Source organism: Roseateles sp. P5_E1, assembly GCF_054049335.1.
Genome location: NZ_JBFUMN010000036.1, coordinates 26724 through 53539 on the forward strand (window position 1 = coordinate 26724; position 26816 = coordinate 53539).

The following is a 26816-nucleotide window of genomic DNA, read 5'->3' on the forward strand; positions in this document are numbered from 1 at the left end:
AGAGTTCCCCATGACGGTTGCATCCACTTCCGAGCAGCAGACGGCCACGGCCGCATCCATCTCGGACGCCAGCCAGGGCCGCCCGCCGATGGACAAGATCGTCGTGGCCATCCACGGCATTGGCAGCCAGCTGCGCAGCGACACGATACGGTCGGTGGCGCGGCGCTTCGGCGACAGGGCTTCGCCGCCACTGCCGGTCATGCCGCTGGGCTACTTCAACCTCGGCTCGGCGGCTGCGGTTCGCATCAGCCGCCTGGACGCCAAGCCTGCAGACGCCCTGTCGCGCATCGGCTTCGCCGAGATCTACTGGGCCGACATTCCGGGGCAGGTCGTCAAGGCCAATGACACGCTGGAGGAGACCAAGGCCTGGGGACACACGGTGGTCAGCCGCGCCGAGTCGCAGTACCGCAGGGAGGTGCCCAACGGCAATCTGAAGGCCGAGGACTTCCAGCTCGGTACCGGCATCGTCGACGAAATCGTCGAGACCGTGGGCGTGCTGGAGAGCCTGCTGGCCGTGCTCGCCCGCATGGGCATCTTCAAGTTCGAGCTGGCGCCGCTGCTGCGCGACTACGTCGGCGATGTCCAGCTCGTCACCGACTTTCCCTACTACCGCGACAAGATCCTGCACCGCTTCCACAGCGCGCTCGCGCAGGTGGTGGCGACATTCCAGGAGGCCTGCCCGGGGGGCCATCCGGAGATCTACATCGTGGCGCACAGCGAGGGCACGGTCATCAGCTTCCTCGGCCTGCTCGAAGCGCTGTCGGGCCGCCCCATCGTCGACCCGGACAACCGATCCAGTGCGCCGGTTGACGACGGCTGGATCCGTTATGTGCGCGGCTATATGACGATAGGCTCGCCGATCGACAAGCACATCGTGCTGTGGCCGGCGCTCTGGCAGGGCCTCAAGCTGAAATCCAGCTGCTCCGGCCAGCAGGTGCTCTTTGGCGACAGCGAGGCGCCGCGGCTGACGCTGGCGCAGCAGATCAAGTGGCGCAACTACTACGACTTCGGGGACCCCATCGGGTTCAAGCTCGATTCCGCCATGGGCTTCCTGAAGGACAGCGGCTGCGAGGCCTTCGAGTTCGGCAGCAAGCATGACCATGGCTTCAGCCGCTACTGGTTGCCCGGCAAGGCGCACAACGACTACTGGAACGACTCCGAGGTGTTCGGCCATTTCATCGACGACGTGGTGCTGCCGGACCCGACAGTCCAGCCGAAAGTCCCGGCCAGCAACGGGCTCGTCGACCGGGTGAGCCTGGCCATCCCCTATGTGGCGAGCCTGCTCTTGCACGTGGCCGCGGTCTTCCTGCTCTACAAGGGCGTGACGCCGACGGGTGCGACCTTCGATCGGCTGCCGCTGCAGATCCTGTTGATGAGCGGCCTGATGATGGGCATCACCGCCGCCGCCCGGCTGCCGCGGCTGGTGCATACCGGTGGCCTGCGCTGGCATCTCGCGGCCACGCTCGTCTTCCTGATTGGCGCCTGGCCGTTTTACCTGTGGCTGCCGGACGGGCCGGCTGACTTCCTCGGCAGTCCGTTCACGAGCAGCGCCGCCCCCGCCCACGTGGCGGAACTCGTTGGCCGGCTCGCTCCGATCGCCGCTGCCGCGCTGATTGCCCTCAGCGGCTGGTTGCTGCCGCGCAAGCCCAACTGGGGGCGACGCTGCCTGGTCGGCGTCGGCGCCCTCGTCATCGCCTTCATCGTGCTGTCGCGGCTGCTGGGCGCCGACGGCCCGACGGCGTCACCGCCCCCCGCCGCCTGGCCCGTCCTGCTCGCCGGCGCGGCCTTCCTCTATCTGTGGTGGCTGGCCATCCTGATCTTCGACCTCAGCTTCATCTGGCATCGCTACATCCGCCGCTCGGTGGCGGTCGACACCATGCGGCAGTGGAAGCGCGGCCACGACGCGCGGCCAAATGCGCAGATGGGCCTGGGCGCGCCGGCCGCGCCCACTTCGCCGGCAGCCACGCCGCCGGCCAAGACGGCCGGCTAGTTGCGCTTCAGATACTTGTCGCGCAGCGCCGTCTGCCGGTCGCTGAGCTCCACCTCGCGGCCCTGGATGAACACCCGCTCGATGCGCGTGCTGGGCTCGAGGGGGTCACCATCGGCCACGAAGAGGTTGGCCAGCTTGCCGACCTCGATGGAGCCCAGCTTGTCGGCGATGCCGAGGATCTGCGCCGGGTAGAGCGTGACGGCTTTCAGGGCTTCGTCGTCGCTGAGCCCGAAGGCGCGGGCATGCGCGGCCTCGAAGGGCAGGTTGCGGGCATTCGTCGAGTCGCGGCCGCCGTCGGCGATGCAGTAGCGCACGCCGGCCGCGGCGAGCTGGGCGGGCAGGGCGAAAAGGGCATCCGGCGGGTCGTCGCGGCGCATCGGCAGGCGCAGCAGGCCGTCGATGATGACGGGTACTTGGCGTTCGCGCAGCGTGTCGGCCAGGCGCCAGGCATCGGCGCCGCCGCTGATGATGAGCTTGAGGCCATGGCGGGCCGCGAAGTCCAGCGCAAAGCGAATCTGCGCAAGGTCATCGGCATGCATGACGACGGGCCGGGCCGGCGCCGCACCGGCTGTAGCGGGCAGCACGGGGCGCATCGCTTCCCAGCGCGTGTCGATGGGCGTGCTCGGGTCGGCAGCGCGCGCCAGCGCATAGGCCCGGGCCGATTCGAAGGCGTCGTCGAGCAGCTTGAGCCTGGCCTCGGTCGAGCGGCGCATCTCGGCCAGGCGGGCTTCGGGCTGGTTGGGGAAGAGGGCGCTGTTCAGGCGCAGCCGCGGCACGGCGATGTGCAGGCCGACCTCGGGCAGCAGGGCCATGTCCTGCCAGTTCCAGCCCTCCAGCTGCAGCAGCGCCGACGTACCGGCGATGAGGCCGGTGCGGCCGGCCTCGGGCACGGACAGCGCGGCCAGCACGCCGCCGCCGCGCGTGATGGGCAGCAGCTCGCTGTCGGCATTGWAGGCGACCAGGGCGCGGGCATTCGGGTTCAGCGGCCCGGTCTCGACGCTGTCCATCGAGGCGTTGACCGAGCGGATCTCCGCCAGGCCCAGGCTGGTGTTGGCCGCCACCATGCCGGGGTAGAGATGCCGGCCGCCCAGATCGACGGTCTTGGCGCCAGCGGGCGCGGCCAGCTCGGTGCCACCGATCGCGCGGATCTTGCCGGCCTCGATGAGCAGGCTGCCGTTGGCGATGACCGGGCCGCTGACCGGGTGGATGACGGCATTGCGCAGCAGCAGCGGTTCGCGCTGTGGCGGGGGTGGCGTGTTGGGCGTGGCTTGGGCGGTGAAGGCGGCAGCCAGCAGGGCCGTGATGAGTGCGAGCTTCATGTCAGTACGCGTCCACGGTGCATTCATGCCAGGCGTCACCGCCGAAATAGCTTTGGCGATCACGGTTGGCCTCATGCAGCCAGCGTTGCAATTCGAGCTGGTCCAGCGCTGCGGCCAGCGGTGTGGCCGGCCGCCCCTCGGGCGGCGCGGCGGCTTTGGCGCGCTCGGGTATCGCTAGCGCCACGAGGCGGGCGCGCTCGGCGCTATCACGCTCGCGCAGCTGCGTGTCCTCGCCGCGGTCGAAGTAGCGCCGCCCGTCGATCCAGGTCTGCTCGGCGCGTGCCGCGCTCGACAGCGGGCTTGCGCTCCAGATGACGAAGTCGGCGTCCTTGCCCACTTCCAGCGAGCCGACGCGCCTGTCGATGCGCAACTGCTTGGCCGAGTTGATGGTCACGAACTTCAGCGCCTCGGCCTCGCTCATCCCCCAGGCCTTGCCGCCATAGCGCAGCGCCTTGGCCGCCTCGGTGTTGAGGCGGCGCGCCAGCTCGTCGCTGTCGGAGTTGAAGCTGGTCAGCACACCCGCCTTCTGCGTCATCGCGCCGCTGTAGGGAATGGCGTCCTGCACCTCGACCTTGTAGCCCCACCAGTCCGAGAAGCCGGAGGCGCCGGCGCCCAGCGCCGCGATCTCGGGCGCGACCTTGTAGGCCTCCAGCACATGCTGGAAGGTGGCGACCTCCAGGCCGAAGTCCTTGGCCAGGGCCACGAACATCAGGATCTCGTCGGCGCGGTAGCTGTGGATGTGGATGACGCGCTTGCGTTCCAGCAACTCGACCAGCGTGTCCATCTGCAGGTCGCGGCGCGTGTTCGGGTCGGCCTTGCGCCGCTCGCGGTAGGCCTGCGCAGCCAGGAAGGCGTCGCGCATGACCTGCTCGACACCCATGCGCGTCGTCGGATAGCGCGGGTCGCCGTCGTTGGGGGGAAAGTTGGCGCGCTTGACGTTCTCGCCGAGCGCGAACTTGATGCCGGGGCGTGCGCCTTCGAACTTCAGGCCTTCCGCATCCAGCCCCCAGCGCAGCTTGATGACCTGATTCTGGCCGCCGATGGCATTGGCCGAGCCGTGCAGCAAGTTGGCGCTGGTCACGCCGCCGGCAAGCTGACGGTAGAGGCTGATGTCGGTGGCGTCGACCACATCGCCAACGCGCACCTCAGCCGTCACCGAATGCGCGAACTCGTTGGTGCCGCGGTTGATGGCGGTGTGCGAGTGGGCATCGATGAGGCCGGGCGTCAGGTGCTTGCCTGCAGCGTCGATGACGACGGCGCCAGCAGGCGCTGCCAGACCCTTGCCGATGGCAGCGATGCGGCCGTCGCGCGCCAGCAGATCGGTGGCTTCGAGATTGCCGGCAGCGGCACTGGTCCAGACCGTCGCGTTGCGCACCAGCACGACGGCCGGGCGCTCGGGTGGCGCCGTGCGGCCGAAGACGCCCGCCGGGAACGTGGCAGGCGACAGGGGCGGTGGGGCGACAACCTGGGCCACAGGCGGCTGGTAGGGCACGATGCGCGTGGCCGTCCAGGGCTGGCTGCGGCCATCGGCCAGCGTCATCGCGCCGGCCATTGACGGGCCACGGCCCTCCAGGCGCAGGCTTTCCTTCGCGCCGACCTCGCAGGGCCAGCGCAACAGCAGTTCGCGGCCGCGTTGCTGCAGCTCGCAGGTCTTGCCATCGACCTGCAGCGTGGGTTTGGCCCGCGTGCCGGCGATCTGCCAGGTTTGCTCGGCTCCACCAGCGGCCTTCACCGTCCAGCGGCCGCGTGCATCGAAGCGCTCCCAGGCTTCGGTCGGCAGCGGCTGGCCGTCGACGAAGGCGATCTCGACCTCGGCCTGCTCGTTGATGAAAAGATCACCGCTGGCGACGATGACGTGGGCCAGCTGGCCCGGTGCTAGGCGCCCCAGCCGCGGTTGGCTCAGCAGCTTGGCCGGCGTGGTCGTCAGTGCTGCCAGGGCGGCTTCGGGCGTGAGACCGTGCTGCACGGCCTGGCGCAGCCGTGGCCAGAATTCCTTCCTGACGTCCTTCAGCCCTTGCGTCGAGATCGCGAACTCGACGCCCGCCGCCTGCAGGGCGGCAGCGTTGCCGGGCGCACGCTCCCAGTGCTGCAACTGGTGCAGGGGCACGTCCAGCGCGCTCTCGGGCTGCTCGACTTCGGGTGCCGCGGGAAAGGCCAGCGGCAGCAAGAGGGGCAGGCCCAGGGCCTTGAGCTGGGCCGCCTTGCGGTATTCATGGCCGGTGCCTTGGGCGATCAGCTTGAGCCCGAACTCGTCGCGCAGCCTGGCGACGCGCAGCAGGTCTTCTTCGTCCAGCACCTCATGGACGATGGGCTGCTTGCCGCTCAGGGCCGGGGCGAGGGCGCCGAGGCTGGCGTTGAATTCGCGCCGCTCGCCGGCGGGCGCCGGCCCGGCAGCCCAGCGGGCGTTCAGCAGCGTCTGGCGTTCCAGCGCGATGCTGCCCATCAGCGAGGTCGGGTAGCTCAAGTTGCCCGGGCGGGCGCCGCTCTCGAAGTCGAAGGTTGTGTACTCATGGGCCAGGTGCTGGGCCACCTCGGCCGCCAGCACGAGGCTGCGTGCATCCGTGCCGTCGCGCAGGCTGATCAGCGCGCTCTGGCCGCGGAAGACGGCGCCCACGGGCGGCAGGGACAGGGCCGTCGTGAAGCCCTGTTCGCGCGCAGCTCGCACGTCCTCGGGCTTGATCTCCAGCGCCGTGGCCTGGTGGAATTCGCTGCGCACCCAGCGCTGGCCGGGTGTCAGCCCCTTGGCCTTGGACGTCTCCATGCGACTCTGGCCGACGCTGCTGGCAGCGTCGATGAAGCCGGCATAGACGGTGCGGCCCTGCAGCGCCCAGACCCGGGCGCCTGCCGGCGGCTTCACGTTGGCACCAACGGCGACGATGACGGCGTCCTTCATGACCAGGGTGCCGTTCTCGACGATCTGGCCCGGCGCCAGCACCAGCCGCGCGCCCGTCAAGGCGTGCCAGCGTGGCGTTGCATCGCGCAGACCCTGAGGGATTTCACTGGGCTGCTGGGCCTGGGTCAGGCCGGTCAGCAGGGCGAGCAGGGAGACCGGAAGCAAGCGCATCGTCTCGTCTTGTGATGGCGCCGTGGTACGGCAAGGACGCGGACTCTAACGCCGTGATCTGCGTCATGGCCGAAAGCCTTCAGTCCTGCGATAGTCGGGCCTAGAAGATCGACTCGGAGACCCCCATGAGCAGCGCTACTTCCGGCACGCCCGCTTCCGCCGAGGACCCCATCGCCGCCCGCCTGCGAGCCTTGCTGGTACGCGCGCCAACGGCCGTCGCCTTCGTTTCCGGCCAGCGCTTCGAAGTCGTCAGCGAGGAGTTCAACCACCTGTTCGGTTTCAACGACGACGGTGAACTGGCCGGACAGCCTACGCGCCTCGTCCACACCACCGACATGGCCCACACAGCGCTGCAGGAACGCGCCGCCGCCGCCTTCGCCGCGGGTCGACCGCTGGACGAGGAGATCGAATACGTCAAGCGCGACGGTCACCGGTTCTGGGGCCGGCTGCAGGCCACGCCGGTGCACTGGGAAGCGCCCGCTGGCGAGTCGCTGTGGATCGTCGAAGACGTCAGCGCCGCCCGCGCGCTGCGCCTGCAGCCCACCTGGACGGCCAAGCACGACGCCGTCACCGAGCTGGCCAACCGTCGCGAGTTCGAGCGCCGCCTGGGCGAGCATGTGGGCAGCCGGCGCAACGAGCCGGTGTCGGTGCTGTGGGTTGACGTGGACCGTTTCGGCGAGGTCATCAAGGACATGGGCGCCGAGGTGGGTGACCATTTCCTCTACGGCCTGGGGCAGATGCTGATCAGCAAGGTGCGGGCTTCCGACCTGGTCGCGCGCCTGGAAGAAGATCATTTCGCCATCCTGCTGCCCGACTGCGACCAGCATTACGCCCAGATCATCGCGGAGAAGGTGCGCTCGTCCATCGCCAGCTACCGCCTGCGCTGGGGCCTGCACCGCACCCGCGTGAAGGCGTCGCTGGGCGTTGTGCAGATCCAGCCGACGCTGGTAACGGTGGATGCCGTGCTCGGCGGTGCGGCGCTGGCCTGCACGGAGGCCAAGGCAGCCGGGGGCGACAGCGTGCGGGTCTTCGTTTCCACCGGCGGCTACGAGGAACTGGCGGGCTGACCCCTAGCCCCTCGTCCAAGGAGTACCTTGGCCGGTCCCCCAAGGGGACGACGATGCTTGCGGCATCGAGCCGCAAGCACATCGCCCAAGCGGGCCGGCTCGGGAGCGGCCCAGCGCTCGGCCCGGAACAACCGCACGTTTGACGCCTGGGCGAACCCCGGAAATGCGGGGTTTTTCGCCAAATGTTCTAAAGTTCACTTCAGCGCGGTCGATGTAGCGGCCAGCGCGCCTGAGAACTGAATCCCGATGAACGTCCCCTTGTCCACCGCCATGTCCGGCATCTCGTCAGCGAACGAGCGGCTGCGCGCGTCGGCGGCGAACATTGCCAACCTGGCGAGCAGCAACCAGGCTCGCCCCAGCGTCGAGCCGACCAATGTTGACAAGGTGCCCGAGCGCGAGATCAACCCGGCCAACGAGATCGTCGAACAGCAGTCCGCGGCCTACTCTTTCGTCGCCAACCTGAAGGTGCTGCAGACGCAGATCAACACCACCGGCGCGCTGTTGGACATCAAGGCCTGAGCGGCCTTCTTCCTGCGACAGAAGCGGCCTCGGGCCGCTTTTTCTTTGGCCGGCCGGCTTTTTCACCCCGTTTACCGAGCGGCTCCGTACAAGCAAAGGTCCCATCCCTGCGAAGGATCCGCCATGAGTTCCCTGCTTCCGCTGCGCCGCCGCACCGCCTTGCTCCAGTTAGCCGCTTTGACGGGCTTGGCCGGGCTGCACGCCAGTTGTGCCGCCGTCGTGTCGCCGCCCCTGCTCGACATGCAGCTGATCGACCGCGACAGCGGCGCCTCGCTGGCCCAGTACGCCAGCCGTGGTCGCCGCTTCAGCCCGGGCACGCCCGGCTCGCGCTACGCCATCCGGCTCAGCAACCGCAGCGCCGAGCGGGTGCTGGTGGTGCTGTCGGTGGATGGCGTCAACGCCATCACCGGCGACACCGCGGGCTTCAACCAGTCGGGCTATGTACTGAGCCCGGGCGAGAGCTATGACATCACGGGCTGGCGCAAGAGTGATGAGCGCATCGCGGCCTTCGAGTTCACCTCGCTGGGCGATTCCTATGCGGCGCGCACCGGGCGGCCTGCCGACGTCGGCGTGATTGGCGCGGCGGTATTCCGCGAGGTCTACGTGCCGCCGCCGGTCTACGACGCGCCGCTCGTGTCGCCTGCTGCGCCAGTGGCGCCCAGCCCATTGAGCCGGCTCAACAGTGGGGCAGCGGACGCTGCAGTCCAGGCAGCTCCAGCGCGCGAAAGCGCGGGGCGGGCTGAGGCGGAGCGCTCGGTGCGGGCCAAGCTGGGCACGGGGCATGGTGCGTCGGAGTGGTCGCCCATTGCGCACACCGGCTTCCAGCGGCGCACATCACAGCCCGAGCAGTTGCTGGAGATCCACTACGACAGCCAGGCCAATCTGATGGCGGCGGGCATCATGCCCCGACCCATGGCGCAGTTGCCGCGGTCCTTCCCCAACAGCAGCGGCGGCTATGTGCCCGATCCGCCGCCGCGCTGGTGAGGCCTCGCCCGATGCCGCAAACCCACCTCTGGCCGGCGTAGCATCCGCGCCGCATGCCTGCGAGTGAACCCGCTGATGAAGAGCTCATCGCCAGCTATCTGCGCGGCGACATGGGGGCGTTCGACCGGCTCTACCGCCGCCATGACCGCAAGACCTTTGCCTTCGTTCGCCAGATGCTGCACCCCACGGATCGCGCCACGGTGGAGGACCTGCACCAGGAAGGCTGGCTGGCCGTTGCAGCCAAGGCCGCCAGCTTCGCGCCCGCAAAAGCCAGGTTCTCGACCTGGCTCTACACCGTGCTGCGCAACCGCGTGCTGGACCATGTTCGGGCGCGTCCGCCGCAGGGAGACGAGGCCGACCCGGATCAACTGGCCTCGGCCGCCGCCGGGCCGGAGCAGCTGCTGGTGTCCAAGCGCCTGGTCGAGGCCGTTGAAGGCGCCTTGCTGCGCCTGTCCGTCGAGCAGCGGGAGGCATTCTTGCTCTTCACCGTGGTCGAGCTCAGCCTCGCCGAGATTGCCGACGTGACCCAGGCCCATCCCGAAACCGCCAAGACCCGGCTGCGCTATGCGCGCGAGGCGCTGCGGCATCGTTTGAGCGAGTGGCGCGATGGCTGAGTTCGACCCCATTCCACCGAACGACGCGGCCGAGGCTGCGTATGCCCAAGCCTTGCTGGGTGACGACGCGGGCCGCGAGCAGCGCCGCGCGCGACTGATGGCGGCACTACCTCGACCCGAAGCGCCTGCTGCCGTGCCCGTCGCCGAGAACGCCTTGGCCTGGCGCTGGCAACCCTATGCGCTGGGCCTGCTCATGATGGGGCTGCTGGTGGCGGCAGCACTGGTCTTGAAAGGACGAAACACCGAGCCGCGACCGGAAGCCGATCCGCGGCTGGCCGCGGCCGCGCCCGCATCGACGGCGGCCGTGGTGGTGGCCCAAGCCAGCCCGGCCGTCGAGCCCCAGCCCGCGCCTGTCGCTGAAGCGCCCCGCACAATGGCCAAGGCCAGCCTTGCCAAGCCGCGTGCCGAACGGTCTGCTCCTGCCATGATGGCGGATGCGACGCCGCCGCGGTTGCAAAGGCAGGCGGAGGTGAGTGCGGGCACGGCCAAACCGGAGCCACCTGTGATGCAGTCGCCACCGGCCGAGCCGGTGATGGCTGCCGCGCCACCACCCGCTGCACCGGCGGTAGCTGCCGCGCCGTTGCCGCCCCGAGCTGTGGCCGATGCGTCCAGCCAGGCCGAGATGCTGGCGCGGTCGGAAGCAGTTTCAAGCGGGGTCGCGGCCAGGTTTCGAGCGGCGCCGCAGATGGCCCAAAGCCTGGCCGCCTCCGACGTCGCCGAATCGGCGAAAGCCACCATGCCGGCCAATGCCTTCCTGTTGGCGGCTGCCGATCACGCTGACCTGGCGACGGCACGCTCGGCGCTGAAGGCCGGCGCTTCGGTCCACCTGCGTGACAACCAGGGCCGCACGGTCCTCATGCTGGCCGCGCGCACCGGGTCGCGTGAGATGGTGAACCTGTTGCTCGCTGCCGGCGCCCGCAAGGCAGACCGCGATCCCCAAGGCTGGACGGCCGCAGACCATGCCGACGCTCAAGGGCATGGCGATCTGATGCACGTCCTGCGCTAGGTGCCCCACAGGGCGCAAAAAAGCCCGCCGGGCTTGCGCGCGGCGGGCTGGCTTTGAAGCCTTCAGGCTCAGGCCGCCACGGCCTTGGCCGTGTCCGCGTACTCCTCGATCTGGTCGAAGTTCAGGTACTTGTAGATCGAGGCGCCGTCCTTGTTCACGACGCCCATCGCCTCGTGGTACTCCTGCACCGAGGGGATGTGGCCCAGCTTCGAGGCAATCGCCGCCAGCTCGGCCGATGCCAGGAACACGTTGGTGTTCTTGCCCAGGCGATTCGGGAAGTTGCGGGTGGAGGTGGATACGACGGTCGCGCCTTCGCGCACCTGGGCCTGGTTGCCCATGCACAGGCTGCAGCCCGGCATTTCGGTACGCGCACCGGCCGTTCCGAAGGCGGCGTAGTGGCCTTCCTTGATCAGCTCGCTCTGGTCCATCTTGGTGGGCGGAGCGACCCACAGCTTGACCGGGATGTCGCGCTGGCCGCCCAGCAGCTTGGCCGCGGCGCGGAAGTGRCCGATGTTGGTCATGCACGAGCCGATGAAGGCCTCGTCGATCTTGGTGCCGGCGACTTCGGACAGGAACTTGGCGTCGTCCGGGTCGTTGGGGCAGCAGAGGATGGGCTCCTTGATGTCGGCCAGGTCGATCTCGATGACGTGGGCGTATTCGGCGTCCTTGTCGGCTTCCAGCAGTTCCGGATTGGCCAGCCAGGCCTCGACCTTCTCGATGCGGCGCTGCAGCGTCTTCGCGTCGGCATAGCCGTCGGCGATCATGTTCTTCATCAGCACGACGTTGCTGGTGAGGTATTCCTTGATCGGCGCCGGGTTCAGCTTGATCGTGCAGCCGGCGGCCGAGCGCTCGGCGGAGGCGTCGCTCAACTCGAAGGCTTGCTCGACCTTCAGGTCAGGCAGGCCTTCGATCTCGAGGATGCGGCCCGAGAAGGCGTTTTTCTTGCCGGCCTTGGCAACCGTCAGCAGGCCGGCCTTGATGCCGTACAGCGGGATGGCATGCACGAGGTCGCGCAGCGTCACGCCGGGCTGCATCTCGCCCTTGAAGCGCACCAGCACGGACTCGGGCATGTCCAGCGGCATCACACCGGTGGCGGCGCCGAAAGCCACGAGGCCGGAGCCGGCGGGGAAGGAGATGCCGATCGGGAAACGGGTGTGCGAGTCACCACCGGTGCCGACCGTGTCGGGCAGCAGCAGGCGGTTCAGCCAGCTGTGGATGACGCCGTCACCCGGGCGCAGCGACACGCCGCCACGGTTGCTCATGAAGGCGGGCAGCTCGCGGTGGGTCTTGACGTCCACCGGCTTSGGATAGGCGGCSGTRTGGCAGAACGACTGCATSACCAGGTCGGCCGAGAAGCCCAGGCAGGCCAGGTCCTTCAGCTCGTCRCGGGTCATCGGGCCGGTGGTGTCCTGCGAGCCGACCGTCGTCATCTTGGGTTCGCAGTAGGTGCCGGGGCGAACGCCCTGGCCCTCGGGCAGGCCCACGGCGCGGCCKACCATCTTCTGCGCCAGCGWGAAGCCGGCCTTGGTCGCCACGGGCGGCGAGGGCAGGCGGAACAGCGTGGACGCGGGCAGGCCCAGGAACTCGCGCGCCTTGGCGGTCAGCGAGCGGCCGATGATGAGGTTGATGCGGCCGCCAGCGCGCACTTCGTCGAACAGCACGTCGCTCTTGAGCTTGAACTCGACCAGGGTCTCGCCGTTCTTCACCAGCTTGCCGTCGTAGGGCAGCACGTCGATGACGTCGCCCATCTCGAGCTTGGACACGTCCACTTCGATGGGCAACGAGCCGGAGTCTTCCTGCGTGTTGAAGAAGATCGGCGCGATCTTGCCGCCCAGCGTGACGCCGCCGAAGCGCTTGTTCGGCACGAAGGGGATGTCCTGGCCCGTGGCCCAGATGACGCTGTTGGTGGCGGACTTGCGCGAGGAGCCGGTGCCGACGACGTCGCCCACGTAGGCGACCAAGTTGCCCTTCTTCTTCAGGTCCTCGATGAACTGCATCGGGCCGCGCTTGCCGTCTTCCTCGGGCTTGAAGGCCGCACCGCCAGCAGAACCAAAGTCCCCACGGGTGTTCTTCAGCATCGCCAGGTAGTGCAGCGGGATGTCGGGGCGGCTCCAGGCATCGGGCGCCGGCGACAGGTCGTCGGTGTTGGTCTCGCCGGGCACCTTGAAGACGGTGACGGTGATCTTCTTCTCGACCTCGGGGCGGCTGGTGAACCACTCGGCATCGGCCCAGCTCTTCATCACCTCCTGCGCCTTGGCATTGCCGGCCTTGGCCTTGGTGGCCACGTCGTTGAAGAAGTCGAACATCAGCAGGGTCTTCTTCAGGCCTTCAGCGGCCACACCGGCGACTTCGGCGTCGTCCAGCAGCTCGATCAGCGGATGCACGTTGTAGCCGCCCACCATGGTGCCGAGCAGCTCGGTCGCCTTGGCCTTGGAGATCAGGCCGACCTTGATGTCGCCGTGCGCGACGGCGGCCAGGAAGCTGGCCTTGACCTTGGCCGCATCGTCCACGCCCGGAGGCACGCGGTGGGTCAGCAGATCCAGCAGGAAGGCGTCTTCACCGGCGGGCGGAGCCTTGATCAGCTCGATCAGCTCGGCGACCTGCTTGGCATCCAGGGCGAGGGGCGGGATGCCGAGGGCGGCACGTTCGGCGGCGTGTTGGCGGTAGGCGGACAGCATGGGGGAACTCCTGGCGGAACGGGGATGGAAAAGGAATCAGGCGGCTCCAGGCACGATGACCTTGAGACCCTTGAAGTAGTCGCGGAAGAAACCTTGATCGCGGCTGATCAGCGCCTGGCATTGCAGCAGGGCGTGGGCGCCGATCAGGAAGTCGGGAACGGTGCGCGGACCGGCGGGTGCCTGGCCGGAGGCCTTGCGGCGCTCCTTGTAGCGGCGCTGCATTTCGCCGGCACGAACGGCCGCGCGGGATTCGATGGGAGAGTAGACGATGCCGACGCCTTCCAGCGCATCCAGCAGCTCGGCGCCAAAGCCGAGGCCGGAGACGACTTCGCTGAGCACGACGTCGCAGGCGACGACCGGCCCGCGCGCCAGCGCCTGGCGAAGACAGTCTTCAGCGGATTCGGCGCCCACGTCACCGCCCAGCAGGTCGATGAGAACGGAGGAATCGATGGCGATCACGGCTCGACCGGGTCGCCGGGGGCGCGGCCACGCAGCTCGCGCATGACGTCGTCGGTGGTGACGCCTTCAGGCAGTTTGAAGCGCCCGCGCAGCTTGGCCAGCGCGTCGTCGACGTTCTTGCGCAGGATGATGCGCCCGCCATCAAGCTCGAMCTTGAGCGTCGTGCCCTTGGTCAGACCGAGGGCATCTCGGACGGCTTTGGGCAGGGTGATCTGCCCGCGTTCGGCAACGGTGGCTTCCATGGCGCCTCCAGCGGCTGAGCGCCGCGGAGGCGGTGGCTCAGGTATGCATCGAAAAGTATGTATTCATTCTACATACCCAAGCCACGGGTTTCAACAGCAATGACTCACTTGGCCTTGGCTGGCTTGGCCGGTTTCGCAGCCACCGGGGGCGCTGCGGGTGTTTCGGCCGCCGTGGGCGTGATGCCCAGGCCGCTGCGTGCTGCCTCGGCGGCTTCGGCCTCGGGGTCGTTGATCTTGGCAGCCTTGGCGGCTTCGATCAGCTTGATCTGCTCGGGGTGGACGCAGTCGTCGATGAGGCGCTGGCCGATCTTGGTGTCCAGCAGCATGGACTTGTTGGCGATCTGGATCATCAGCGTGCGGCCGGTCACGTCTTCCAGGCGCAGGGCGCCGGTTGACGACAGCACGGGCTTCATCGTGAAGACCTGCTTCTTCCAGGCCACGTTGATGTAGCCGGCCACCTTGGGATGCTTCTCGATCTGCACGGTCTCCTTGAACTCGCAGGCGTAGTCGCCCAGGTAGGCGCGCTCCGCAGCGGCAAGCTGGGCCTCATCGGCATCGACCAGCACAGGCTCGGGCGGCGGCGGCGGTGCCTTCTTGGCGGGCGCGGGCTTGGCCGCGGCCTTGGTTTTTGCGACGGGCTTGGCCGGAGCGGTCTGGGCCAGGGCGGGCAAGGCGGCGCAGAGGATCAGGGCGGCGGCACTGGCACGGAGCGAAGTCATCGGCATCTGGAATCGGGGTGGGAAAGGAGGGTGGAAAAAGCTGGCGAATCATGGCTGCAATGCGGCCGCGCAGCGGTGAAAAGATGTAGGCATTGTCCGCGTGACGGACTGCACGCCGGTTCGTGCCTCACTCGGCGATTACCCCGATGGCTACGGGGAAAAACGCCGATCGCGCTGCGTCGGGCAAGGCGCGCCCGGTGCGCTCGGCGCGCTCCAGCACAGTCCAGAAGTAGCGGTAGCTGGCGCGGTCGTGCAGGCGGTCGTGGAAAGAGATGGGAGCCCATTGCGCGGCTCGTGCGGCAAGCAGCAGCTCGGCCGCTTCGGCCACTTCGTCGGCGGCCGGCGCGAACGCCTCGACGATGGGACGGATCTGGTCGGGATGGATGCTCCACATGCGCGTGTAGCCGAACTCGCGCGCGGCGCGCCGCGCGGCCGCCGCGAGCCGTTCGGCATCGCGGAACTCGGTGACCACGCAGTGCGAAGGCGTCTTGCCAAAGGCATGGGCCGCGGCGGCAATCTCGAGCTTGGCGCGCACGACCAGCGGATGCTCGAACTGGCCGGGCAGCTCCATCGCCGTCTTGGGGATGGCGCCGCCATGGGCCGAGACAAAGTCCATCAGCCCGAAGGACAGCGACTCGATGCGCGGATGGGCGGCGATGCGAAAGACCTCGCCCAACGCGCCGTGCGTTTCGATCAGCACCTGCAGCGGTAGCCTGGGTTGGGCGTGGCGCTCGCAGGCGGCATCGATGGCGGCCACAGCGCGCTCGACGTCCTCGGCGCTCTCTGGTTTGGGGATCATCAGATAGGCCAGCCTGTCGCCGGCCTTGGCGATCAAGGTGTCGACGTCGGCTTCGAAGGCGGCGTGGCAGAAAGGGTGCACGCGGGCGCCGACGCGGCCGAAGCGGTTGGCCGAGCTCGTTGCCAGTTCGGCGATCAGCAGCGCATGCTCGGCCTCGCCGCCGACCGGGGCGCCGTCCTCGGCGTCCAGCGTGATGTCGAAGACGGGGCCGAGTTCGGCCTGCAGGGCCAGGCTCTTGCGCATGCGGGCCTCGACGCCGCAGTAGTGGTCGACGACCGGCAGCGCGGGCCGAACGGCTTCGTGGCCGAACAGGGCCTGGCGGGGGTGCAGGAGTGCGCTCATCGCGCCACTGTACCCAGGCCGGCGGCGGCGCCAGATGTGACGCCGGTCGCGAAATCGCGACGTTTGCGGGAACAAGAGGGTGCTTACGCACTGTCATATCTGACCCAGGCGTGACAGCATCTGCGCACAACGATCTCCGGAGACAAAGCCATGCTCAAGCTCGAGTCGCTCAGAGTTTCCCGCCGCTTGGCCCTGCAGACCTTCGGCGCTGTTCTTGGCGTGCTGCTGGTTGCGGCCATCCTGCTGTTCTCGGAGCGGGAATTGATCCTGAACGAGCGCCAGCAGGCGGTGCGCCAGGCGGTCGAGGCGGCGCATGGCGTCGTCTCGCATTTCCACGCCCAGGTTGCGACAGGCAAGCTGTCCGACGAGGACGCCAAGAAGTCGGCCCTCGCCGCCCTGCGGGGACTGCGCTACAGCGGCAACGAGTACTTCTGGGTCAACGACATGAGCCCGATCATGGTCATGCATCCCATGAAGCCGGAGCTGGAGGGCAAGACGCTGAACAACAGCAAGGACCCGACCGGCAAGCCGCTCTTCGTCGCGATGGTCGACATCGTCAAGGCCAGCGGCGCAGGCTTCCTGCCCTATATGTGGCCCAAGCCGGGCAGCGAGCAGCCCGTGCCCAAGGTGTCCTACGTCAAGGGCTTCACGCCCTGGAGCTGGATCATCGGCTCGGGCGTCTATGTGGACACGGTCGACGCGGCCATCTGGCAGCGCGTTTGGAAGGTGGGCCTGGGGGTGGGGGTGCTGGCCGGCGTGCTGCTGGTGCTGGGCCTGGCCATCACGCGCAGCATCACGCGCCAGTTGGGTGGCGAGCCCGCGCGCGTCAATGAGATCACGCGTCAACTGGCCGAAGGCGACCTCAGCGTTGACATCGACCTGCAGGGCAGCAGCCATGAGAGCGTCATGCAGGGCGTGAAAGCCATGCGCGACAGCATGGCCAGCATCGTGCAGCAGGTGCGTGACGGCTCGGAGTCGGTGGCCAATGCGAGCTCGGAGATCGCCTCTGGCAACCAGGACCTGAGCGCCCGCACCGAGAGCCAGGCCAGCGCGCTGCAGCAGACGGCGGCCTCCATGGACGAACTCGGCGCCACCGTGCGCAACAACGTCGACAACGCCCAGCAGGCCAACCAGCTGGCGCAGAACGCTTCGCACGTCGCTGCGGAAGGCGGCCAGGTCGTCAAGCAGGTCGTCGACACGATGAAGGGCATCAACGACAGCTCGCGCCGCATAGGCGACATCATCTCCGTCATCGACGGCATCGCCTTCCAGACCAACATCCTGGCGCTGAACGCCGCCGTGGAAGCGGCACGCGCCGGCGAGCAGGGCCGCGGCTTCGCAGTCGTCGCTGGCGAGGTGCGGCTGCTGGCCGGCCGCAGCGCGGAAGCCGCCCGGGAGATCAAGACGCTGATCTCGCAGAGCCTGGAGCGCGTCGACCGCGGCAACACGCTGGTCGATCAGGCGGGCGCGACGATGGACAGGGTGGTCAGCAGCATCCAGCGCGTGACCGACATCATGGGTGAGATCAGCTCGTCCAGTGCCGAGCAGAGTTCGGGCGTGAGCCAGGTTGGCGCGGCCGTCACGCAGATGGACCAGGCCACGCAGCAGAACGCCGCGATGGTGGAGCAAATGGCCGCCGCGGCCGACGGCCTCAAGGTGCAGGCCCAGCAGCTGGTGGAGACGGTGTCGACCTTCCGGCTGCCGGCCACGCGCTGACGCCGTGGTGGGCGTGGCCCAGTTTCGGTTCAGAGCCAAACCCAGGCCGAGGTGCCACCCACCAGGCAGATCGCCACACTCGCGATGGCCATCTCCCGGCGCACCGTGCCGCGCGCGACAAGCAGCACCATCGCGATCTTCACCACCGTGTTGGCAAGCAGGGCCGCCAGCAGCGCCCACGCGGTCCCGGCCGTCGTCAGCGAGCCGTCCTTCTGGCCGCTGAGCGAAAGCACGATCGCGTCAACGTCTGCCGCGCCAGCGAGCGCCGAGATCGCAAGCAGGCCGCCGCTCGGGAATTGCTGCTGGGCCAGCTTCGTCACGACGAGGACGACGGCGAACAGGATGCCGAACCGGATCGCCGCGCCCAGGCTGAATGGGTTCTTCAGAGGTGTGGCTGCCTGGGCGGGGCTGGTTGCGGCGACCGCTCCGGCGAGATAGTGCCGCAATGCCAGCGCGCCAGTGGCCAGGGACATGGCCAACAGCGGGGGCCACAAGGCGCCCAGCAGCTGCCGATTGAGGATGGCGATGATCGTCGTCACGCGCAGGAACATGACGAACCAGGCACACAGGATGCCGGCGGCCGCCGCGCTGGCGTTGGCGGAGCTTTCGGCCTTCCGGCTGTCACGTGCGAAATTCAGCGTGGTGGCCGTCGAAGAGACCAGGCCTCCGGCAAGGCCGGTGATGGCAGCGCCTCGCGCCGGCCCCAGCCAGCGCATGCCGATGTAGCCGGCCAGGGAGAGTGCGGAGATCAGCACCACCAGCAGCCACAGCTGGTAGGGGTTCAGTGCGTGCCAGGGGTCCACCGTCTCATTCGGCACGAGGGGCAGCACGATGACCGACGCAATCAGCAGCTTGATGCCTGCAAGGATGTCATCGAGGCCGACCCGCTCCACCAGGGCGTGCAGGGGCTGCTTGAAGGCGAGGACTGCCGACAACGCCACGGCCAGGGCCACGGCCAGCGCCTGATTGCCGGTCGCCGCCATGCCGCCCAGAAGCACGACGAGCAAGGCGGCGATCTCGCTGGTCATGCTGGGAGGTGCATCCTTGCCATCCCGGCGCCACAGCGCGTGGCTGGCAATTGCCATTGCGCTCGCGCACACGAGCACTGCCACGAAGAGCCACTGAAGCTGCAACTGCTGCCCGAGCCAGGCCGACGCCGCGCCGGACAAGGCCAGCAGGGCATGGGTGCGAATGCCGCCGATCGTGTGGGAAGGCGCGGCCGGCCGCTTCTTCTCCCGTTCGATGCCGACCAGGATGCCGATGAGGAGGGCGACGAAGAAGCGGCTGGCGAGATCAGGCGTCATGCCCGCTGCCTTTGGCGCCGCCCGGCCGGCCTCGCGAGGCTGAATTCATTGGCATGCGTGTCCCTCGATTGGCGGCTGCCTCGCAGCCCTGACGACGAGTCAATCTATGCGGCCAGTGCAGCGCCGGCGTTGATCCCAGTCAATCCGCAACGTGCGGCGATCGATGCAGCGGCCAGGTCGGGGCTTCAGTCGTCCGGCTTGATCCAGCGCAATCCATTTGCCGGTGGGCTGCCTAGCATGGCCCTTCGCCGACCAAGGATTGCCCAAGATGGAAACTCAGACTCAAGCGCACCTGCCCATGCTGCGCCAACTGCTGCTGTACCGCCAGACCGAGCTGCGAGCCGAGGTTCATGCGGCGCAGCTGGCACGTCAAGCGGTGCAGACGCAGTCCCAGGAGGTGCGGGATCTCAAGGACGACGCTGAACTCATGCAGCGCCAGCAGACCGAGGACTTCCAGGCCGCCCGGGACTTGCGGGAGCTGCAGGACGTTGACGACGCGCTGGGTCGGCTGGCCGCGGGAGGCTATGGCGACTGCGCCAACTGTGGCGAGGCTATTCCCGTGGCGCGCCTCACGGCCCTGCCGTCCGTGCGGCTGTGCGCAGGCTGCCAGGCGGTCCGGGAGCATCTGTCATGAATGCGAACGGCGTGGGGCGGTACCGTCTGGCCCTCGCGTCACTCGCCGCGGCCGCACTGGCCGCCGGTTGCGCCGTAGAGGTGCAAAACGCCAAACCCGCCCGGGAGCTGGCGCGCCGCGCCTTGCCGGAAGGCGAGGTCTATATCGGCTGGCGGGTGTTCCAGCAGAAGTGCGCGACCTGCCACGGCCCAACGGCGACCGGTACGGCGGCCGGCCCCGACCTGCTGCCCAGACTCCGCGAGATGGGCTCGCACCAGTTTGTGAGCCTGGTGCTCAGGCGCTACGACTGGATCCTCGCGGCGGCGGAGTCCGACCCGCAGGGTGCCTCGCAGAGCGCCCTGGTTGAAAAGGTTCTGCAGGGCCGGGAAGCGGCGCTGGTGATGCCTGCCTGGCAGGGCGACCCCACCGTGACGGCCCACATCATCGACCTCTACGCCTATCTGTCGGCCCGGGCCGACGGTGTGCASGGCGCGGGCCGCCCTTCGCGGCCGCGGGCGCCCGACTGAGGGGCCGCTTTCAGGTCCTTCGCGGCAGGGGAATGCCATGCTTCAAGAAAATGTCGCTCTGATGACGGGCTGCACCTCGGGGATCGGTCTTCCAGCCTTCGATGGTGGCCGCCTTGCACGCTGAGAGCGAGGCGCCGACCGGCGCAGGCATCCCCGCGTCACCGCCACAGGCAACCCAGTCCACGCCCACGCTGCCTCGAGGACTGAGCGACGCGCAGGCCCGCCAGCGCTTGTCGCTCCATGGCCCCAACGAGGTGGGCGACACGCAAAAGCGGGGCCTGGCACGCACGCTTCGCGGTGTGTTCAGCGAGCCCATGTTCCTGCTGCTGCTGGCTGCTGCGGCCATCTACCTGCTGCTGGGTGATCTGGGCGAGGGCCTGCTCCTGGCTTTCTTCGCTGTTGTCACGGTGGGCCTCGTCGTCATGCAGGAGCGGCGCAGCGAGCATGCGCTGGCTGCCTTGCGCACGCTGTCTGCACCGCAGGTGCGCGTCGTGCGTGACGGGCGCATGGCACGCATCCCGGCGCGTGAGCTGGTGCCTGGCGACATCTTCCTGGTCGGGGAGGGCGAGCGGGTCGCGGCCGACGGTATCGTTCGCGAGGCGGTCGGGCTGCAGGTCGACGAGTCGCTGCTGACCGGGGAATCGGTGCCGGTGGACAAACGGGTGTGGCAGGTGCAAGACGGCCTGGCCATGGCGTCGCCCGAGCGCAATGCCAGTGCTTTCGTGTACGCGAGCACCCTGGCCATCACGGGCCACGCCGTCATCGAGTCGGTGGCCACCGGCGCAGGCACGCAGGTCGGTCGCATCGGCGCATCGCTGGCCGCCATTGAAACGGCACCAACGCCCCTGGAGCAGCATCTGCGCCGACTGGTGCGTGTCTTTGGCCTGGCTGCCGCCGCCATTTGCGCAGTGATCGTGGTGGTTTACGGCCTGGTGCACGGCGACTGGATGCAGGGGCTGCTGTCGGCCGTCGCCATCGGCATGGCGATGCTGCCCGAAGAGTTCCCGATGGCGCTCGCCGTCTTCCTTTCGCTGGGCGCCTGGCGGCTGGCTCGCATCAAGGTGCTGGCGCGTCGTCCCGCGGTCATCGAGGCGCTGGGTGCAGCCACGGTGTTGTGCGTGGACAAGACAGGGACCCTTACCGAAAACAGGATGCAGCTGTCCCGCCTGGTGACCGACGAGATGGAGGTCGGGATCGAGGCTGGCAAGGACCTGCCCGAGGCGGCGCATCGGCTGCTCGAGTTCGGCATGCTGGCTTCGCGGCGTGATGGCAGCGACCCGATGGACCGTGCGCTGTTCGCGCGAGGCGATGCCTTGCTGGCAGGCACTGCACACCTGCACCCCGACTGGACGTTGACGCGCGAGTTTCCGCTCAGCCCCGAATTGCTGGCGATGTCGCATGAATGGACGGACGCAGCCGGCCGGCTTCGCGTCGCCGCCAAGGGTGCGCCGGAAGCGGTGTTCGATCTGTGCCACCTCGACCCGCAACGCAGTGCCGATCTCTTGGCCCGTGTGAAGCGCCTGGCCGCACAGGGACTTCGCGTGCTGGCCGTGGCCGAGGCGTGCCCGCCGCGTGGTGAAACGGTGGCGCATCAGCATGACCACGACTTCACGTTGCTGGGCCTGGCGGCCTTCGAGGATCCGCTGCGCGACAGCGTGCCGGATGCGGTCGCGCAGGCGCGGGAAGCCGGCATCGCGGTGGTGATGGTCACCGGCGATCATGCGGCCACGGCACTGGCCATTGCCGAGCAGGCCGGCCTCGACGTGCGTGGGGGCGTCCTGACCGGGGCCGACATCGCCGGTTTCGGAGAGGCCGAGCTCGCCGAGGCCGTGCGGCATGTGCGCGTCTTCGCCCGCGTGATGCCGGAGCACAAGCTCAGGCTGGTGCTGGCGCTGCGGCGCAACGGCGAGACCGTGGCCATGACGGGCGACGGCGTCAATGACGCACCGGCGCTGAAGGCGGCTCACGTCGGTATCGCGATGGGGATACGTGGGACGGACGTCGCGCGCGAGGCCGCCGGCCTGGTGCTGCTGGACGAAGATTTCGGACGCATCGTCGGCGGTGTTCGCATGGGCCGGCGCATCTTCGACAACCTCCGCAAGGTCATGACCTACATCACCGCCATCCATGTCCCGGTGGCCGGACTGGCGCTGCTGCCCCTGCTGCTCGGGCTGCCGCCGCTGATGCTGCCGGTCCATGTGGTGCTGACCGAGATGGTGATCGATCCGGTGTGCTCGCTGGCCTTCGAAGGTGCCGCCGAAGCGCCGGGGCTGATGCGGCGGCCGCCGCGGCGCACAGACGACGGCATCGTGGGTTGGTCGATGTTGTGGCAGGGCTTGGCGCAGGGAAGCTGCCTGCTCGCGGCGACCCTTGGCGTTTACATGCTGGCGTTGCAGGCCGGGCGTGACACCGACGTGGCCCGCACGCTGGCGGTGGTCGGCCTGACGTTCGGAAACCTGATGCTGGTGGCGGCCAACATGGCAATCGGCAACGGGCTTCGCGCCTTGTCCGGTCGCAGCGCCCGGGCCTTCTGGGCAGTCGCCGCCGTGGCGGCGTCGGCGCTTGCGACCGCCGTGCTGGTGCCAGGCCCGAGGCGCCTGCTGCATTTTGGCGTTCCGGCGCCCGGGGACCTCTTGCTGGCCTGGGTGACGGTGGCGCTGGCAGTGGGTGCCGGGATCACATGGAGCGGATGGCTGCGCAGCGCCTCGGCGTCAAGGCGGCCAAGCTGAAGCCGGCGGCAGTTGGCATCGGGCGCCCCTGGGCCTGCGAAAGGCGGCTCAATCGGCGCTCGCGCCAATCTGGCGCATCCGCTTGAGCCACTTCGCCACGCCGGCTTCGCCCAGGGACTCGACCCCGCCCACCAGCGTTTCGTGAACCGGAGCGAAGCCGACGAAGCCCAGAATGTTGCGTTCCAGTGATTTCAGGCTGTGGGCACGGAAATACCAGCGGTAGACGAGTGCGGGCATGCCCATGGTCACGACCACCCTCGCGGAACGGCCCTTGAGCAGCTTGCCGCCGGCCGCCCCATCGCCCGCCTTGCCCAGCGCAAAGCCGGGGCGCGCCACCTGTTCGAGAAAGGCCTTCAGCAAAGCCGGCATGTCGCCCAGCCACAGCGGGAAGAACAGCACCACGTGGCTGGCCCAACGGATGTGCTCCTGTGCGGGCAGCAGCGAAGCGGGCAGGGCGCCGTGGTCCCATTCGTCTTTGCTGCGAAGCAGCGGGAAATCCAGCGTCGCCACGTCCATGAGGCGCACGTCATGGCCCGCTGACCGCGCGCCCTCGGCATAGGCATCCGCCAGCGCGTGGCAGAGGTGGCCTCGGGTGGCGTCAGGGTGCCCGAGGATGAGGAGAACGCGTCGCGCATGGGTATTCATGACCCAAGGCTAGCGAGGTGGAGCCTGCGCCGCGTTGCGCGGGATCAATAGGCTCAGCTTCCAGGGCGTCACCGACTGAAGAACGGAAGCCCGACCCGGCGGCAGCGAGAAACCCCTGCTTTCATTGACCGGGGTCAACCACGCCACCGTMGCCGTCGAGAAACATCTGGCGCACGCAACGGCGCCACGGCGTCAATGGAGAAACAGCATGGGAATCAAGAGCATCCTCGTTCACCTCGACAGTGGAGTGAACGTCCAGGGCCGCGTGGACGCTGCCGCGGCGCTGGCCCTGCGGTACGAGGCTCATCTCATCGGCCTTGCGCCGGCCGGGTGGTACGCCCTGCCGCCCGAAGGCGCCGGAGGCGGGGGGCTTGCCGCCTAGCAGCAGGCGGCGATGAATGAACTGCGCAGCCGGGCACTCGACTGCGCGCGCCTCTTCCAGGAACGGGTCTCGCTCCTGGGTGTGACCTCCTATGAAGGCCGCGTCGAGATGGGCTATGCAGGTGAAGTGATGACGCTTGCAGCGCGCTACTGCGACCTGGCCGTGGTCTCCCAGCTGAATCCCGACGACGCGTGCAACGGCCAGTCGGCGCAGATGGCGCAGGAAATGCTGCTGCGCTCGGGCCGGCCGCTGCTGGTGCTGCCGTTCGCGGGCGAGTGCGAGGTGCCGGCCGCGTCACGGGTGCTGGTCGGGTGGGACGGCAGCCGCGAAGCCGCACGGGCCATGCGTGATGCGCTTCCTCTGCTGAGGCAGGCGGCGAGTGTCGAGGTGGCCGTGTTCGAGACGCCTGAAGACGTGGGGCGCAATCACGGCCAGATGCCGGGCGCCGACATCGGGCTCTGGCTTGCGCGTCATGGGCTGAAGGTGAAGGTCAGCTATGTGCCCATCAAGGTGGCGGCGGGCGAAGCGCTGTTGTCGCACGCGGCGGACATGGGCGCCCAGCTGATCGTCGCCGGTGGCTACGGCCATTCGCGCCTGCGCGAGGCTGTGCTCGGCGGCGTGACGCGCACGTTGATGGCCAGTTCGCCCGTGCCGGTGCTGCTTTCGCACTGAGCATTCTGGGCGGCATTGCGGCCGCTCCTTGCTGCTGTCAGGCCGTGACCGGCAGTAGGACGCCGGCGGCACCTTCGCTGACTAGCGAACCAGCAGCACGGGCGCCTTGGTATGGGCCAGCAGGCGCGCGGACACCGAGCCCAGCACGGCACCGGCGAAAGCCCCGTGACCATGCGAGCCCATGACCAGCAGGTCCGGAGCCTCTTCATTGACGATCTCGGCCAATACCTCGGCGGGATGGCCGACCGCGTGGTGCTCACGCAGGCTCCAGCCCTGCATGGCAGCGAACTCGCGCACCGGCTTGAGCACCTTCTCGCCTTCGTCGGCGTAGTACGCCTGCAAGGTGCCGTGCGGCAGGAAGCGGGCCGCATGCGGCGGCACCTGGGCCGTCACATTCAGGGCGACGAATTCGTGGTGTTTGCCCACGAGTTCGTCGTGGGCGGCGAGGTAGCTGAGCATTCGCTTGGTGTACGCGCTGCCGTCGACTGCAAGAACGATCTTCATGGCGGCTCCTGGGTGAATCCGGGGCAGGGCAGATCCTGCGCGCCCGGGCCGGGGGCCGACTTGCGCTTTGTCAATCGATCCGGCTGACCCGGCCGCGCTTTTTGGGCAGCGCGGGGCTGTCGCAGCGAGCGAAAGCAAAAAAAAGACACCCTCGCAAGGGTGTCTCGCAGCTGGCTGACGGGCGAGCCCGCCGTCGATGCCGCCTCAGAGCAGGTGCTTGACGCCGTCCTGCTCGTCCGTCAGTTCCTTCAGCGTCTTGTTGATGCACTCCTGCGAGAACTCGTCGATGCTGATGCCCTCCACGATCTTGTACTCGCCGCCTTCGCAGGTGACGGGGTAGCCGAACATGACTTCCTTGGGGATGCCGTATTCGCCGCCCGAGGGGATGCCCATCGTCACCCACTTGCCGTTGGTGCCCAGCGCCCAGTCGCGCATGTGGTCGATGGCGGCATTGGCGGCCGAAGCGGCCGACGACAGGCCGCGAGCGGCAATGATGGCCGCGCCGCGCTTGCCGACGGTCGGCAGGAAGGTGTTGCGGTTCCAGTCTTCGTCGTTGATCAGCGCCTTGACCGACTGGCCGTCGATGGTGGCGTTGCGGTAGTCGGCGTACATCGTGGGCGAGTGGTTGCCCCAGACGGCCAGCTTCTCGATCGAGCCGACCGGCTTGCCGGTCTTGGAGGCGATTTGCGAGGCAGCGCGGTTGTGGTCCAGGCGCAGCATGGCGGTGAAGTTCTTGGCCGGCAGGTCCGGGGCCGACTTCATGGCGATGTAGGCATTGGTGTTGGCGGGGTTGCCGACCACCAGCACGCGCACGTTGCGCGAGGCGACGGCGTTCAGGGCCTTGCCCTGCACCGTGAAGATCTGGGCGTTCGCGGCCAGCAGGTCGGCGCGTTCCATGCCGGGGCCGCGCGGGCGGGCGCCGACGAGCAGGGCGTAGTCGGTGTCCTTGAAGGCGGTCATCGGGTCGCTGTGGGCCTCGATGCCGGCCAGCAGCGGGAAGGCGCAGTCTTCGAGTTCCATGATCACGCCCTTCAGCGCGTTCTGAGCCTTCTCGTCGGGAATCTCCAGCAGCTGCAGGATGACSGGCTGGTCCTTGCCSAGCATTTCGCCGGAGGCGATGCGGAACAGCAGGGCGTAGCCRATCTGGCCRGCKGCGCCGGTSACGGCGACGCGAACGGGTTTCTTGCTCATGGAGATCTCCGGGGACAGTTGATGAAGCTGGTGTCTAGGCGGCGCCGCGCGCATCGCCTGAAGGCGGGGAAGTGTACGGGCATACCCTGTGCTGCAATGCGCGCATGCCCCCAATGAAGCCAAGGCCGCCCGCCCCCCTGTACGAGCAAATCCGCCAACTGATCGTTGCGGCGCTGGCAGCGGGCGAGTGGCGGCCGGGCGACGCTCTGCCCAGCGAGGCCGCGCTGGCCGAGCGCTTCCATGCCAGTTCGGGCACCGTCAGAAAGGCGATGGACGAACTGGCAGCGGCCCATGTCGTCGAGCGCCGCCAGGGCGCCGGCACCTTTGTGTCGACGCATACCGCGCCGCGCGACGCCTACCGCTTCCTGCGCCTGGTGGCCGACGATGGCACCACCGGCCTCACGCGCGAGCTGCTGCATTGCCGGCGGGCGCGGGCGACAGCCGAGACGGCGCGGGCCCTGCATCTGCGCACGTCCGAGCCCGTCCTCGAGGTCAGGCGGCTGCTGTTGCGGCGCGGCCGCGCTGTCGTGCTCGACGACCTCTGGCTGCCGGAACGGCACTTCCGCGGGCTCAGCAGCGAAGTCATCAACGCCTACCCCGGCACGTTGTACGCGCTGTTCGAGGAGCGCTTCCAGGTGCACATGGTGCGCGCCGAGGAGAAGCTGCGTGCAGTGGCGGCCACCGCCGAGGCCGCCGAACTGCTGGGTGTTGCCGACGGCGCACCCCTGCTC

Annotated in this window: 24 protein-coding genes; 13 read left to right on the forward strand and 11 right to left on the reverse strand. The window is 68.5% G+C overall.

All coding sequences use genetic code 11. The features are described 5' to 3' along the window. Window positions 1-10: 10 nt before the first annotated feature. Window positions 11-1990, forward strand: coding sequence for an MFS transporter (locus ACXJKJ_RS21735; protein ID WP_457323234.1), 1980 nt, complete (start codon window positions 11-13; stop codon window positions 1988-1990). Here ACXJKJ_RS21735 and ACXJKJ_RS21740 read toward each other — a convergent pair. Together ACXJKJ_RS21740 and ACXJKJ_RS21745 are read right to left on the reverse strand one after the other, a co-directional pair. Beyond that, the gene (locus ACXJKJ_RS21740; protein ID WP_457392324.1) at window positions 1987-3309 is read right to left on the reverse strand and encodes an amidohydrolase family protein; all 1323 of its coding nucleotides are present in this window, start codon (window positions 3307-3309) and stop codon (window positions 1987-1989) included. The genes ACXJKJ_RS21735 and ACXJKJ_RS21740 overlap by 4 nt on opposite strands. Before the next feature lies 1 nt (window position 3310). Continuing rightward, window positions 3311-6373: an amidohydrolase family protein gene (locus tag ACXJKJ_RS21745; protein ID WP_457392327.1), complete on the reverse strand. Its 3063-nt coding sequence runs from the start codon at window positions 6371-6373 to the stop codon at window positions 3311-3313. A gap of 125 nt (window positions 6374-6498) precedes the next feature. On the opposite strand from ACXJKJ_RS21745, the gene ACXJKJ_RS21750 reads away from it, so the two are divergent. The 5 genes from ACXJKJ_RS21750 (at window position 6499) to ACXJKJ_RS21770 (ending at window position 10563) form a co-directional block, all read left to right on the forward strand. Beyond that, on the forward strand, window positions 6499-7440 hold the full coding sequence (locus ACXJKJ_RS21750) for a GGDEF domain-containing protein (RefSeq protein WP_457323237.1): 942 nt from the start codon (window positions 6499-6501) through the stop codon (window positions 7438-7440). Window positions 7441-7686: 246 nt separating this feature from the next. Then, on the forward strand, window positions 7687-7959 hold the full coding sequence (locus ACXJKJ_RS21755) for a flagellar hook protein FlgE (RefSeq protein ID WP_157281445.1): 273 nt from the start codon (window positions 7687-7689) through the stop codon (window positions 7957-7959). A gap of 123 nt (window positions 7960-8082) precedes the next feature. Beyond that, window positions 8083-8943 (forward strand): hypothetical protein, encoded by an 861-nt coding sequence (locus ACXJKJ_RS21760; protein WP_457392330.1) that lies wholly within the window; start codon window positions 8083-8085, stop codon window positions 8941-8943. 53 nt (window positions 8944-8996) lie between these two features. Then, window positions 8997-9557, forward strand: a complete 561-nt coding sequence (locus ACXJKJ_RS21765) for a sigma-70 family RNA polymerase sigma factor (protein ID WP_056196348.1) — start codon at window positions 8997-8999, stop codon at window positions 9555-9557. After that, window positions 9550-10563 carry an ankyrin repeat domain-containing protein gene (locus tag ACXJKJ_RS21770; protein WP_457392332.1) on the forward strand — a complete coding sequence of 338 codons (1014 nt, stop codon included), beginning with the start codon at window positions 9550-9552 and terminating at the stop codon, window positions 10561-10563. Before ACXJKJ_RS21765 ends, ACXJKJ_RS21770 begins: the two co-directional genes overlap by 8 nt. Window positions 10564-10631: 68 nt before the next feature. Here the strand turns inward: ACXJKJ_RS21770 and ACXJKJ_RS21775 are convergent, their stop codons facing one another. The 5 genes from ACXJKJ_RS21775 to ACXJKJ_RS21795 all read right to left on the reverse strand — a co-directional run bounded on the left by ACXJKJ_RS21775 (window position 10632) and on the right by ACXJKJ_RS21795 (window position 15802). Continuing rightward, on the reverse strand, window positions 10632-13241 hold the full coding sequence (locus ACXJKJ_RS21775; protein ID WP_457392335.1) for a bifunctional aconitate hydratase 2/2-methylisocitrate dehydratase: 2610 nt from the start codon (window positions 13239-13241) through the stop codon (window positions 10632-10634). Between the two features lie 36 nt (window positions 13242-13277). Then, window positions 13278-13700, reverse strand: a complete 423-nt coding sequence (locus ACXJKJ_RS21780) for a type II toxin-antitoxin system VapC family toxin (RefSeq protein WP_457325515.1) — start codon at window positions 13698-13700, stop codon at window positions 13278-13280. Continuing rightward, entirely contained in the window at window positions 13697-13942 is a 246-nt protein-coding gene (locus ACXJKJ_RS21785) for an AbrB/MazE/SpoVT family DNA-binding domain-containing protein (protein WP_457392337.1), read from the reverse strand. Before ACXJKJ_RS21785 ends, ACXJKJ_RS21780 begins: the two co-directional genes overlap by 4 nt. 104 nt (window positions 13943-14046) lie before the next feature. Next, window positions 14047-14661, reverse strand: coding sequence for a hypothetical protein (locus ACXJKJ_RS21790; protein ID WP_157281448.1), 615 nt, complete (start codon window positions 14659-14661; stop codon window positions 14047-14049). Window positions 14662-14788: 127 nt separating this feature from the next. Continuing rightward, a complete protein-coding gene (locus tag ACXJKJ_RS21795) occupies window positions 14789-15802 on the reverse strand; it encodes an HpcH/HpaI aldolase/citrate lyase family protein (RefSeq protein ID WP_457392340.1) in 1014 nt (337 codons plus the stop codon). Window positions 15803-15952: 150 nt separating this feature from the next. Here ACXJKJ_RS21795 and ACXJKJ_RS21800 point away from each other — a divergent pair, with 150 nt between their 5' ends. After that, entirely contained in the window at window positions 15953-17518 is a 1566-nt protein-coding gene (locus ACXJKJ_RS21800; RefSeq protein ID WP_056196367.1) for a methyl-accepting chemotaxis protein, read from the forward strand. A 29-nt stretch (window positions 17519-17547) separates the two neighbouring features. On the opposite strand, the gene ACXJKJ_RS21805 is transcribed toward ACXJKJ_RS21800, so the two are convergent. After that, entirely contained in the window at window positions 17548-18822 is a 1275-nt protein-coding gene (locus tag ACXJKJ_RS21805) for an MgtC/SapB family protein (RefSeq protein WP_457392342.1), read from the reverse strand. Window positions 18823-19090: 268 nt separating this feature from the next. On the opposite strand from ACXJKJ_RS21805, the gene ACXJKJ_RS21810 reads away from it, so the two are divergent. The 3 genes from ACXJKJ_RS21810 to ACXJKJ_RS21820 all read left to right on the forward strand — a co-directional run bounded on the left by ACXJKJ_RS21810 (window position 19091) and on the right by ACXJKJ_RS21820 (window position 22691). Beyond that, complete coding sequence (locus ACXJKJ_RS21810) at window positions 19091-19456, forward strand: TraR/DksA family transcriptional regulator (protein ID WP_457324724.1); 366 nt, start codon at window positions 19091-19093, stop codon at window positions 19454-19456. Further along, window positions 19453-19962: a c-type cytochrome gene (locus ACXJKJ_RS21815; RefSeq protein ID WP_457392344.1), complete on the forward strand. Its 510-nt coding sequence runs from the start codon at window positions 19453-19455 to the stop codon at window positions 19960-19962. The genes ACXJKJ_RS21810 and ACXJKJ_RS21815 overlap by 4 nt, the downstream gene beginning before the upstream one ends. A 101-nt stretch (window positions 19963-20063) precedes the next feature. Further along, window positions 20064-22691, forward strand: a complete 2628-nt coding sequence (locus ACXJKJ_RS21820; protein ID WP_457392346.1) for a cation-translocating P-type ATPase — start codon at window positions 20064-20066, stop codon at window positions 22689-22691. A gap of 48 nt (window positions 22692-22739) precedes the next feature. Here the strand turns inward: ACXJKJ_RS21820 and ACXJKJ_RS21825 are convergent, their stop codons facing one another. Next, window positions 22740-23336, reverse strand: a complete 597-nt coding sequence (locus ACXJKJ_RS21825) for an NAD(P)H-dependent oxidoreductase (RefSeq protein ID WP_056196377.1) — start codon at window positions 23334-23336, stop codon at window positions 22740-22742. Between the two features lie 208 nt (window positions 23337-23544). On the opposite strand from ACXJKJ_RS21825, the gene ACXJKJ_RS21830 reads away from it, so the two are divergent. Beyond that, window positions 23545-23718 (forward strand): hypothetical protein, encoded by a 174-nt coding sequence (locus ACXJKJ_RS21830; protein ID WP_457392349.1) that lies wholly within the window; start codon window positions 23545-23547, stop codon window positions 23716-23718. A 12-nt stretch (window positions 23719-23730) separates the two neighbouring features. After that, the gene (locus ACXJKJ_RS21835; RefSeq protein ID WP_457392351.1) at window positions 23731-24390 is read left to right on the forward strand and encodes a universal stress protein; all 660 of its coding nucleotides are present in this window, start codon (window positions 23731-23733) and stop codon (window positions 24388-24390) included. An 81-nt stretch (window positions 24391-24471) separates the two neighbouring features. Here ACXJKJ_RS21835 and ACXJKJ_RS21840 read toward each other — a convergent pair whose 3' ends face one another. Both ACXJKJ_RS21840 and ACXJKJ_RS21845 read right to left on the reverse strand, forming a co-directional pair. Next, window positions 24472-24894: a universal stress protein gene (locus ACXJKJ_RS21840; protein ID WP_457392353.1), complete on the reverse strand. Its 423-nt coding sequence runs from the start codon at window positions 24892-24894 to the stop codon at window positions 24472-24474. A 204-nt stretch (window positions 24895-25098) separates the two neighbouring features. Next, window positions 25099-26085, reverse strand: coding sequence for a malate dehydrogenase (locus tag ACXJKJ_RS21845; protein WP_457392355.1), 987 nt, complete (start codon window positions 26083-26085; stop codon window positions 25099-25101). 113 nt (window positions 26086-26198) lie between these two features. Here ACXJKJ_RS21845 and ACXJKJ_RS21850 point away from each other — a divergent pair. After that, on the forward strand, window positions 26199-26816 hold a 618-nt coding region (locus ACXJKJ_RS21850; protein WP_457392358.1), incomplete at its 3' end, for a GntR family transcriptional regulator.